This window comes from Roseateles terrae, assembly GCF_014192155.1.
Classification (GTDB): Bacteria; Pseudomonadota; Gammaproteobacteria; order Burkholderiales; family Burkholderiaceae_C; genus Roseateles; species Roseateles terrae.
The window spans coordinates 66,614-76,673 of record NZ_JACHXO010000012.1 but is presented as its reverse complement, the minus strand read 5'-3'; the positions used below and the strand labels follow the sequence as shown (position 1 = coordinate 76,673).

Below are 10,060 nucleotides of genomic sequence, written 5' to 3'. Positions count from 1 at the left end.
GAGTCTGTGGAGTTCGCGACGCTCGAGTGGGTCTCCTGGTTTAACCACCATCGCCTGCTTGCGCCCATCGGCCACATCCCGCCCGCTGAGGCCGACGCAAACTACTATCGGCAACTCGCCAGTCAGAACTCCGCCGTAATGGCCTGACTTAAACCAAACAGCCTCCGCGGAAACCGGGTTGATTCACAACGTGTGTGAGGACGCACCTGGTCTAGTTGCTCTTGCGTCACGGTGAATGCCTTACCGAATTGGAGCTGATGGGTCTCGGTGGACGTCGACACCGTACTCCATGAATTGGGCCTCACGCCGTCGTCGCCATTTAGTAACGAACAGCTGCTGCTGGCGGCCAAGCACGTCGGGCTCAAGGCGCGTCACGTGCGGTCTTCCGAGGACCGGCTTGGCCGCATTCCGCTGTCGGCACTCGCGCGCCTTGCGGACGGGCGCCTCGTCGTTCTTGCGCAGTGCGACGGCACACGTGCCCTGACCTTGGCCCCCGTGGTCGGCGAAGCACGGCCGACCATCGAACCGCGCTCCTGCCTGCCTATGTCGCTAGGGAAAAGGCCGAAGCGGCGGACGCTCCTTTCTCCGCCGTCGCTCGGCACTTCTTTGGGAACTTCGTGTAAGTCAGCGCACTACCCCTCGATCGGCGATCGCGCTGAAGAGCTCGCGGGCGCGAAGCGTGGCCGCCTCGTCGTCGGCTTTGGACAGACCGTCCAATTCGAACCCTCCCACCGCGTAGATTGGCCCCGCCTCGTCGGCATCAGCGGGTAGACCATCATCACCGACGGCGTGATAAGCCATAACGTTCGTGCCCAGAAGCTCGGCCAAGTAAGCCCAAGTCCATGCATCCTTCAGATCAGTTTCGAGCTCGGATGCCAGCGTCTTCATGGCGTTCGTGTCGCCCTGCTGCGCCGCAACGCGGAACCACTTCAGTGCATCGTCCTCTCGACCGCAAGACATCGCGAGACGCCCAAGCCGAGCTGCGTGTCGAGCGCCTGCCAAGCGGCCCGCCAGCTCGAAAGCCTCGTCGCTAGGCTCCTTCTCGGCCTGCCGTAGCGCAGCTTCGACATTTCCCAGGGCTGCCGCACGCCCGAGGTGGTCTTCTCGTGAGAGGAGTGCTTCCTGCTTGCGTCGATAGGTCTGAGCCCACTCAAGTTCGACGCCTGTCAGGAGACGACCGGCTTGCTGCTGTTCGAACCAGTAGACCCCATCATTGACGCTCGCAAAGTCGTCTTCCAAGAACTCCTCATCGAGCTGAGCCAGCGCCAGGTGCGCCGAGGCACTTTGCGCGCCTGCCAAGCGAAGCAGGCTCTCACGGAGGATGTCGGAGTCCAGGTCGATCCAAGGCAAGCGCTCCTCGTCCCTTGGCTCCCATTCGTCGTCAGCCTCGGAGTCGTACTCGCCAGACGCGTCGTCGGCGGGCGCATCCGGTTCATCGCTGCTGCTCTCAATGCCGAGGGTGGCCAGCACGTCTGCGATGGTCACGACGCACAGGCGTTCGGCCACTGCCGCACCAGCGGTAACCGTCGCGATGATTGGCGGCATGGGCGGGGTGTAGCCCAAGTCCAACGCGCGGGCAGCCGCACCGGCAACATCGAGCGGGATCGCTGTCCCTGGGTCGTCGTGCTGCGCGAGCACTCGCTGGGTGGTCAATGCGGTGTAGCTCGCGAAGCCGAACAGCGCGGCGAGAACTTCGTGAACGTGCGAGCGCTTGAGCTCGATGCCGTGGGCCTTGCTCAGGCTGGATTGGACTTCGAAAGCGAACTTCTTGATGGTCATGTGGCGACTCTCCATGGTGTGCGAAGCACGTCGGATAGGCCCACGCGTTTGAGTCCCGACGTCCTTCGGACCAGGGGTCGGCAATGACATGACGAAGAGAAGTGCCTGTTTCTGCTCGCGTGGAGGCATGGCGGGCGCCGTGGGCGAAGTTTGCCGGCCCGGCGCGCTTCTTGTCAACAGGTGACGCGGCCGCACCCAGCCTTCAGCGGTTGTCAGAGTCACCCTCGGCCATCCGCGTCACCAGATCCGAAAGGACCAGTTGCCGCTCTCCATCGACCCGCCTGCTCCTGGTCCCAATGGGGTGAAGAATCAGACGCTCGCGTCGAACCGTCCACATGTCGGGACGGTCCCAGTACTCAACGGGAGCCGTGACCTCCATGACACCGCGGCCAAGAGCTGCCAGCGCAAGCGCGGGCAACACGGATCTGCATCGTTCCTGAAAACCGGGGAAGCGCTCCAGCTGGGCATCCTGGTACTGCTCCAGCAGCACGAGGTAGCTGGCCCCCGGCTTCAGATCTGCCTTGAACCCGAAGTCCAGTAGCTGCCCGGCCATTGAGTGCTTGATCGCTTTGATCACACGAGCTCTGTAGCGAGCGCCACAGGTGTTGTCCCCGGCGCTGACTTCCCTCCCTTCGACCACCTCCACCACCGCTACAACGCTTGAGATGCGGTAGAGCTCCCGCAGGGAGATGGGGGCGTCTATCGAGGCGCTGGCGCCCGTTGTGACGAACAGCGAAATGAGCGCGGCAAGAAATCGGCGCTTGCCGGACGAGGCCATCGAAGGCAAACAAAGAGTCGGCATGTGGTTGAATGATCAGAAGCTCTCAGTGGTCGCTGTTTACAGCATCGGCGAAGTTGGACCGGGAGTATTTGAACGCCGGAATTCTCTACGGTCGGTCGGCCGATGGAATCTGGTGCGACAGACGTTATGGGCCACGCCCTGCCCCTTCGTTTTACCGATTCACTCGCCCGGTCGGGCCCCTTCACCAGTGAGTCCCTGCGCGACGCATTCCCTGCACACTCAAGCCACACCCGAACCTGCCGATAACTGACTGATCACCTCACCTCCAACCCCCAGCCCGAAAGCTCGCGATGCAGGTCGCCCTTCCCACCAACAACGCATCCGCCAGCAGCGCCGCGGCCGTTTCCGCCACCGGCACCGACGCGCAGATTGCGCGCCTCCAGTCGCAGCTCAAAGCCTTGCAGAAGCAGGCCAAGGAGTTGGGTAGCGACACGACGATGAAGGCGTCGGACAAGGAAAAGCGCCAGAAGCTCTTGCAGGCGCAGATGCAAATGGTGATGCAGCAGATTGCCGAAGTGCAGAAGCAGGCGGCGGAAGCGGCACAAGCGAAATCAGCGGGGAAGGTGGCGCCCGTCGTTCAGCCAAGCGCGTCGGCAAGCTCGGCCCCGTCAGCCTCCTCGACGGAGCAGGCCGACAAGACCACCACCAAGGCCGCGAACCGACTGGACCCACGGGGCGGCCTTCTGGACACCTACGCCTGACGCCAGCGGATGCCGCGCGGGTACTGTCCGATCAGTCCCCCAAACGCAACCGACGCCGCTGCCAAAACAGCCCACCCCCTGCCGCCAGCGCCAGCACCAGCGTCTTGGGTTCCGGCACTTCTGTCGCACGGAAGACGATCGAATCCACCTCCAGCCCGCTCCAGATCGTCGGATCTTCAGTCTGCTGCACACCGAAGTAGATCGACCACAGCCCGCCCTGCCCGAAGGTGTAGGACGACAGATTGGATCTGAGATCGACGACCGCCTCCGTGCTGCCGTTCGACGCCACGAAAAATGCGTTGTCGACATTGCCGGTGCTCCCCGGCGATCCTCGCGACACCTCCCCAAACAGCGCGGACACCCAGTCCAGCGTGTCGCCCGCCGCCACCGTCACGTCCTGTGCAATGAAACCGCCGCGATAGAAACGGCCCGCCACGTTCTGTGAGAAGAAGGTCGGTGCGCCCGCGCCCGAGGGGCTGAAGGGCACGGGCTGAGGACACTGGACGTTCCAGATATCGTCAGCGCACGTGCGGTTCTCATTCAGCATCGCCAGGGACAGGGCAATGATCAACGCGGATTGGCTGCCCGCCAGCGCCGGATAGCCGTTGCCGGCATTCGCAATCGCGGTGGAGGAGCCCCCGGCAAAGGCGCCCGTTGCATACCAGCCGGTCAGGCTGCCACCCTCAAAATCCCCATTGACGACCGCCGCCGCATGCGCAGATCCAATGGACAGGACCGACATCGCGCCCAGCAGCGCGGTGAGCAGTGCTCGTTTCATGGCTTCTCCCTGTTGGCACGCAATCAGGTGCTTCAGAGTGCCATGCTAGGCCGGCCGCCCGGGATGGCCATCCCTAATGCAAATGAGCGCAGACGAGCGCCCGTAACCGAGCCCCGCGGGCCCGAACCCGCAGGGCGCCTGTCATCAACGCTGAACCGCACACACCGTCAGTTGCCACCGGATCGGCCCTTGTGAGACCGCATGCTGGTGATGGTTCTGGGGCGGCAGCGCATGCCCCTTCGCAATGCCGATCTCGTCACCGCAGACGATGCATCGATACACGCCCGGGTAGGCGGCAAGCGTCCCAGGCGTGAGTGGGGTGTCGAACGCCTCGTGATGGGATTGCGTCAAATGATGACCGTGCTTGTACAGAGCCATGAAATCGTCCTTTCGTTCTGAACGGTTGTCTTGTGACTAACCAAGTGGAGGGAGCCAAGCTGCAAACCTGGCAGCCTTTGAGTGGCGATTCCCGCAAACTTGATCCGTTCAGGACGATCAGGAAGTGACCTTTTTTAGAGGCCTAAATGACTTGTCAAGGTGGGTTGGTTTGCCGCTGACTACTCAGCCCGTGCGGCTTTGACGCCATCGGGTGCGGATGACCTCGCGAGAGTTTGACTGCGTCACGAGCATTGGCGACCACGCCGACATGTCGGCCTGTCGATCGCTCACGCGATCAACACCTCCACGCCCCGCCGCCGTAGCTCTCCCACAATCGCCGCATCCGCCTCACTGTCGGTGATGAGCAGATCCAGCTGTTCCACCGGCGCAATCACCGACAGATTGCGCTTCATCAGCTTGGACGCATCGGCCACCGCCACCACCTGGCGGGCGATCTTCATCATCTGCGCATTGAGCTGCGCCTCCAGCAGATGCGGCGTCATCAGCCCGATGTCCGGATCCAGGCTGTCCACACCCAGGAACAACCGATCGGCATACAGGCTCTGCAAAGCCGTCACCGCCTGCGGACCGGAGAGTGAATAGGAATTCTGCCGGAGCAACCCGCCCGGCATGATCACATTCACATTCGGCACCGTCGCCAGCTGCACCGCAATGTTCAATGCATTGGTGATCACATTCAGCGACGTCAGCCGCATGCCGCGGATCTGCTTGGCAATCTCTTCCGTCGTGGAGCCAGAGTCCAGCAGGATGGTTTCCCCATCCCGAATCAGCTTGGCGGCTTCCTTGGCAATGCGCACCTTTTGCTCATGCCGAAGCTTCTGCTTCACGCTGATGGGCACTTCCTCCGTGTCCCGCTGCGCCAGCGCGCCCCCATGGGTGCGCAGCAGCACGCCGCTGGCCGCCAGTGCGTTCAGGTCGCTGCGGATGGTCACCACCGAAATGCCGAATCGCTCCGCCAGCTCTTCCACCGTCACGCGGCCTTGCGCCTGCACCTGCTCCTGGATCAGGCGGCGGCGCTCATCAATGAGCAGCGCGGACTCGGGCTTGTCGGGAACGATGGAGGCAGGCATTGTGGAAATATCGGTGCGCAGAACGTTCGGATCATATCGAGGCGGCGACCGGCTTCGGCACCAGACGCTGACCTACCAGCCGCGCCGCATACATGGCGGCCCCGACATCCGGCCCGAATGCCGGCGTACGCAGCGCCGCGCCAGGCAGCGCCTCGTTCAATGCCGCACGCAGGGGCGCCAGGATCCGCTCCCCGGCCCCAAACACGCCGCCGGTGTAGGAGACCGAAATGCCCTCATGGGCCGGCACCTGCAAGTGTTTCGCCGTGCCCAGCGCCAGCGCCGCCAGCTCGCGGCCAGCGCGTTGGAACAGGTCCAGGGCCTGCGCGTCGCCAGCGTCTGCCGCCTGCGTCACCAGCCGCGCCAGCTGCGCCAGCGTGCTGCGCGCCGCTTCGCCATTGACCGCTGCGCACAGGTCCAGGTCATGCTTCAGATCGAAATGACGCCGCACCAGCCCCAGCAGCGGCCCCGGGTCCGTCCGGCCGTCCACCATCCGGGAGAACAGGGCCAGGCCTTCCCGCGCCAGCCAGTACGCCGAGCCTTCGTCCCCAAAGACCTCGCCCCAGCCCCCGCACCGGGCACGGTGGCCGCGCCATTCGCCGTAGGCAATCGAGCCGGTGCCCGCCACCAGGCTGATGCCGTCACCACCGGCCAGTGAGCCGGCCCAGCTGCAGACCATGTCATTGCCAACGCGACTGACCGGCAGCAGGTCCGACAGCAAGGCATCAAACGCCGGCAGCAGGGCGCTGTCCTCGCCATGGGCCGGCAGACCCGCGAAGGCGGAGCGGACCTGATCGGCCCGAACGCCCGCGGCGCTGAGCACTGACGTCACACCGTCCCGCAGCAATCCGCGCAGGGCATCGAAGCCGATCTCCAGGTAATAGCTGGTCGGTCCGGTGTGCCGCGCCACCACATCCCCGTCCGCGGACATCAGCAGGAAGCCGGTTTTGGTGCCGCCGCCGTCGATGCCCAGATACAGGCCGGCCGAGGCCGTATCGCGATCACTCATGACTGGGGTCGATCAAAAGGGTGGATGGTCACACCGCTCACCACCCGGGTGACGGTGCCTGAGGCGCTGGGATTGTCGGGGGTGATGCCCAGCCGTAGCGAGGCCAGCAGCGCCAGGCATTGCGCAAACACCAGAGCCACCGGCGCCAGCCCCAGATCCGGCGTGTCCACGGGCAAGGCCAGCGACACGTCGTCATCCGGGGAGGCGGCGGCGTCGTCCGGCGCGCGTGCACCCAGGGTGATGACCCGGCCCCGCTGCTCGCGGCGCAATTCGCGCAGCAGGTCCAGGTCGTAGCGGGCGGTGTAAGGGTCGGCGGACACCAGCATCAGCACCAGGGTGCGGTCGTTCAGAATGGTCTTGGGGCCGTGCCGGAAGCCGAGCGGGGAATCCGCCAGCGCGACCACCCGGCCATCGGTCAGTTCCAGAATCTTCAGGGCCGCCTCGCGCGCCAACCCTTGCAGGCTGTTGCTGCCCAGCACGACGATGCGCTCGAAGCCGCTGTCGGACAGGCGCTGCAGCCGGACCGCTTCCGTGTCCAGCAAGTGCTGCGCAGCGCGACCCAGCACCTCCGCCTCGGGCAGCGGCAGCTGGAAGGCCCACGCGGCCGCCAGCAGCATGCCGGTAAAGCTCGACGTCATCGCAAAGGCGCGGTCATGGGTTTCATCGGGCAGTTGCAGCACCAGCGCATCCAGGCGCGAGGACAACTCGGTCGCCAGTTGGCCCTGCGCCGCGCAGGTCACGGCCAGATGCCGGCAGTCGCCACCCACCACCTGATCGGCCAGCGCCACGGCTGCAAGGCTCTCCGGGCTGTTGCCCGACCGGGCGAAGGAGACCAGCAGCGTAGGCACGCCCGGCGTCAGGCACTGCGACGGGTTGGAGACGATGTCGGTGGTGGCAATGGCCTCCACCCGCACGCCAGGCCGGTCGGCCAGCGCCTGCACCAGGGCCGGCGCCAGGCACTGTCCGATGAATGCGGAGCTGCCGGCGCCGGTCAGCACGATGCGCGCCGCCGGCGCCTGCAGCAGCGGCGTGAGGAAGGTGTCCAGCTCGGCGCGGCGCGAGGCCACCAGCGCCTGCACGGTCTGCCAGACGGCTGGCTGCTGCGCGATCTCGCGGGCGGTGTGGGGAGCGCCGCGGCGTTCCAGGTCGGAGGGGTTCAAATGAAGCAGGGTCATGGTGATGAGGGCAAGGCCGGGCGCTCAGGCGGCGCAGGCGTGGAGATAGGGGCGCAGGGACTGAGCCGTGCCGTCGCGCAGCAGCTCGGCCGGGCGCAGGCCCAGGCGGCCTTCACGCACGGCCTCGTACTGGCGCGGCAGGTACTGGCTCAGCAGGGTGAGCGGCGGCGGGGTGGCTTCCAGGCGATGCAGCAGGCGATGGCAGGCCCGCTGCACCACCGGATGCGCCCAGTAGTAGCGGATGCGATCGCTGAGGCTGTAGGCCAGGTCGACCTGCAGGCGGGCGGGGTCCTGGTAGTAGGGCTGCCAGTAGGCCGGCTCGGCGCGCATCACCGTCAGCACCGTGTCGATCAGTCCTTCGCCTTCGCTCCTGGCCTGGCCCAGCCAGTCGTGCTCGATGGCCGCCAGCGCCCAGAGCGTCTCGCGCAGGGCGAAGGTGGCGCCGGGGCCGACCTTCAACACCGCGAAGTGGTCCCGCGCCAGTTGGGCCAGTCGGGACGGCGTCTGGTAATCGGTGGAATGGGCTTCAAAGACCAGTCCGGGCTGGGTCTCGATGAAGGCGCTGAGGGCGCGTGCCTTGTCGGCCCGGTAATCGATCACCTTGTGATGATCGAACTCCACGCCGGGCTGCACCACCATCGCGATGACACGGGACCAGGCCGCTTCGAGGCCGGCCGCTGCGAAGGCGGCTTCGTGCAGCGACAGCGTCGCTGCGGCCGCCTGCGGTGAGGTCACCGCGAGCTCGTCCAGGTCTTCATGCGCACCGCCCGGCACCGGCACTTCAGTGCCGATGACGTAGACCGGCGGCTCACCGGGCACCGGCGCCTCGCGCCAGGCCCGCTCGGCGGCCAGGCACAGACGCACCGCGCGGGCGGCAATCTCCGGCTCCGGCAGCGGCACCGGATCGTCGGCGCAGGACATCGAGCAATCCAGATGGATCTTGCGGAAGCCGGCGGTCACATAGTCCGCCACCATCACCTCCGCCTTGGCCATCGCCACCGCAGCCGGCTGACTGCGCCAGGCATTCGGTCCCAGGTGGTCGCCGCCGAGAATCAGCTGGTCCTCGGGCAGCCCGTGCTCAGCGGCAATGGCCAGCACGAAGCGACGGAAATCGGCGGGCTTCATGCCGGTATAGCCGCCCTCCTGATTGACCTGATTGGAGGTGGCCTCGATCAGGGCCGGGCGGCCCAGGGCGGCGCATTCGGCAACAGCGGCTGCAATGGCCACCGGATGGGCGGAGCAGATGGACGGAATGCCGACAGCGGGACCGTCGGTGGGCGTGGCCTTGTGGCGACGCACCAGGTCGAGCATGAATTTCACGCGGGCTCCTTGCGGACGTTGGAGTCGTCGGCGGCAGGGCTGCCGCCTTCGGGTTGCAGCGCGAGCAGCAGTGCGGCCAGCAGGGCCAGTGCGACACCTACGAGCTTCGGACCCGACGGTGTGGCGCCGCTCAGCGCCATGGAGAGCAGGGCGGTCAGCAGCGGTGCGCCGGCATTGACCATCGGCGCCACCACCAGGGCCTTGCCCAGGCGGAAGGCATAGACCAGCGTCAGCGCGCCAACAGCGTTGAGCACCTGAATCAGCGCGGCGAGCCCCGGGCCGTTCCAGCCCCAGGGAATCGGGCGGCTGAAGTCGGTCATCCACAGCGCCACCGGCACGCACAGCAGGGCGCTGACCATCATGTAGAAGAAGATGCTTTCCGCGCTCGCCGCGTTGTTGGCGGTCTTGAGGAAGTAGGCCTGCAAGCCCCACGCCAGCATCACCACCAGGGCCAGGACGAACCACAGGCCCAGCGGTTGGCCGGACTGTCCGAACTGGAAGTCAAACAGCGGCAGCGCGCACAGCGCCAGCACGATGCCGGCCACGCCCAACCGCCCGGTGCGTTCGCCCAGCAAGCCGAAGGAGAGGGCGATCGTCACCGCCGGGGAGAGCGACACGATCGGAAAGATCAGATACGCCGGTCCGGATTCGACCGCGCGGAACAGCAGCATCTGCCCGCCAGCGCCGAGCAGGCCGACAGCCAGCCCTTGCACCACGGCGCGGCGGTCCCGCTGCAGCCGCCACCCGGCGCGGGCCAGCACGATCAGCGCCGGCGGAATCATGGTCAGCGCCCAGACGGCATACACCAGCGTGTCCGGGAAACCGCGCTCGGAGGACAGGCCGGTCAAGGCGCCCCAGGCGCCCCAGAACAGGGTGGTGACCAGCGCGTAGGTCAGCCAGTGACGTTGCATGGTGGCTCTTTCGAAGGGAGGAAGAAGGCGATCGGTGTTTCGATCTGAAGCTTTCGAACGAAAGAATATGCCAGCTCAAAAGGAAAAACAACGGAGGAGAAGGCAAGCCAGGCTTTATG

At 65.9% G+C, this 10,060-nt stretch carries 10 protein-coding genes and 1 pseudogene; 3 read left to right on the top strand and 8 right to left on the bottom strand.

Annotated features, from left to right (window positions below):
- Window positions 1-147 (top strand): annotated as a pseudogene (locus FHS28_RS23780) (IS3 family transposase); the annotation flags it as partial.
- A 477-nt stretch (window positions 148-624) separates the two neighbouring features.
- Here FHS28_RS23780 and FHS28_RS23775 read toward each other — a convergent pair.
- Complete coding sequence (locus FHS28_RS23775) at window positions 625-1,779, bottom strand: hypothetical protein (RefSeq protein WP_184295573.1); 1,155 nt, start codon at window positions 1,777-1,779, stop codon at window positions 625-627.
- A 202-nt stretch (window positions 1,780-1,981) separates the two neighbouring features.
- Window positions 1,982-2,557 carry a hypothetical protein gene (locus FHS28_RS23770; RefSeq protein WP_088454668.1) on the bottom strand — a complete coding sequence of 192 codons (576 nt, stop codon included), beginning with the start codon at window positions 2,555-2,557 and terminating at the stop codon, window positions 1,982-1,984.
- 314 nt (window positions 2,558-2,871) lie between these two features.
- Between FHS28_RS23770 and FHS28_RS23765 the strand changes: the two genes are divergently transcribed.
- A complete protein-coding gene (locus tag FHS28_RS23765) occupies window positions 2,872-3,282 on the top strand; it encodes a FlxA-like family protein (RefSeq protein WP_088454669.1) in 411 nt (136 codons plus the stop codon).
- 31 nt (window positions 3,283-3,313) lie between these two features.
- On the opposite strand, the gene FHS28_RS23760 is transcribed toward FHS28_RS23765, so the two are convergent.
- Window positions 3,314-4,060 carry a hypothetical protein gene (locus FHS28_RS23760; RefSeq protein WP_088454670.1) on the bottom strand — a complete coding sequence of 249 codons (747 nt, stop codon included), beginning with the start codon at window positions 4,058-4,060 and terminating at the stop codon, window positions 3,314-3,316.
- A 201-nt stretch (window positions 4,061-4,261) separates the two neighbouring features.
- Between FHS28_RS23760 and FHS28_RS23755 the strand changes: the two genes are divergently transcribed.
- On the top strand, window positions 4,262-4,459 hold the full coding sequence (locus FHS28_RS23755) for a hypothetical protein (protein ID WP_184295570.1): 198 nt from the start codon (window positions 4,262-4,264) through the stop codon (window positions 4,457-4,459).
- Between the two features lie 266 nt (window positions 4,460-4,725).
- Here the strand turns inward: FHS28_RS23755 and FHS28_RS23750 are convergent, their stop codons facing one another.
- The 5 genes from FHS28_RS23750 to FHS28_RS23730 are packed head-to-tail and all read right to left on the bottom strand — an operon-like array spanning window position 4,726 to window position 9,941.
- Window positions 4,726-5,529, bottom strand: coding sequence for a DeoR/GlpR family DNA-binding transcription regulator (locus tag FHS28_RS23750; RefSeq protein WP_088454672.1), 804 nt, complete (start codon window positions 5,527-5,529; stop codon window positions 4,726-4,728).
- Window positions 5,530-5,560: 31 nt separating this feature from the next.
- A complete protein-coding gene (locus tag FHS28_RS23745) occupies window positions 5,561-6,535 on the bottom strand; it encodes an N-acetylglucosamine kinase (RefSeq protein ID WP_088454673.1) in 975 nt (324 codons plus the stop codon).
- Window positions 6,532-7,710: an SIS domain-containing protein gene (locus FHS28_RS23740; protein ID WP_088454674.1), complete on the bottom strand. Its 1,179-nt coding sequence runs from the start codon at window positions 7,708-7,710 to the stop codon at window positions 6,532-6,534. The genes FHS28_RS23745 and FHS28_RS23740 overlap by 4 nt, the downstream gene beginning before the upstream one ends.
- Before the next feature lie 24 nt (window positions 7,711-7,734).
- Window positions 7,735-9,030: a D-tagatose-bisphosphate aldolase, class II, non-catalytic subunit gene (locus FHS28_RS23735; protein ID WP_088454675.1), complete on the bottom strand. Its 1,296-nt coding sequence runs from the start codon at window positions 9,028-9,030 to the stop codon at window positions 7,735-7,737.
- Window positions 9,027-9,941, bottom strand: coding sequence for a DMT family transporter (locus FHS28_RS23730; RefSeq protein ID WP_088454676.1), 915 nt, complete (start codon window positions 9,939-9,941; stop codon window positions 9,027-9,029). Before FHS28_RS23730 ends, FHS28_RS23735 begins: the two co-directional genes overlap by 4 nt.
- Window positions 9,942-10,060: the final 119 nt, after the last annotated feature.

Coding starts and splice junctions, on each gene's coding strand:
- FHS28_RS23765 (WP_088454669.1), top strand. CDS start 2,872: ATGCAGGTCGCCCTTCCCACCAACAACGCATCCGCCAGCAGCGCCGCG.
- FHS28_RS23770 (WP_088454668.1), bottom strand. CDS start 2,557: ATGGCCTCGTCCGGCAAGCGCCGATTTCTTGCCGCGCTCATTTCGCTG.
- FHS28_RS23750 (WP_088454672.1), bottom strand. CDS start 5,529: ATGCCTGCCTCCATCGTTCCCGACAAGCCCGAGTCCGCGCTGCTCATT.
- FHS28_RS23760 (WP_088454670.1), bottom strand. CDS start 4,060: ATGAAACGAGCACTGCTCACCGCGCTGCTGGGCGCGATGTCGGTCCTG.
- FHS28_RS23745 (WP_088454673.1), bottom strand. CDS start 6,535: ATGAGTGATCGCGATACGGCCTCGGCCGGCCTGTATCTGGGCATCGAC.
- FHS28_RS23730 (WP_088454676.1), bottom strand. CDS start 9,941: ATGCAACGTCACTGGCTGACCTACGCGCTGGTCACCACCCTGTTCTGG.
- FHS28_RS23740 (WP_088454674.1), bottom strand. CDS start 7,710: ATGACCCTGCTTCATTTGAACCCCTCCGACCTGGAACGCCGCGGCGCT.
- FHS28_RS23755 (WP_184295570.1), top strand. CDS start 4,262: ATGCTGGTGATGGTTCTGGGGCGGCAGCGCATGCCCCTTCGCAATGCC.
- FHS28_RS23775 (WP_184295573.1), bottom strand. CDS start 1,779: ATGACCATCAAGAAGTTCGCTTTCGAAGTCCAATCCAGCCTGAGCAAG.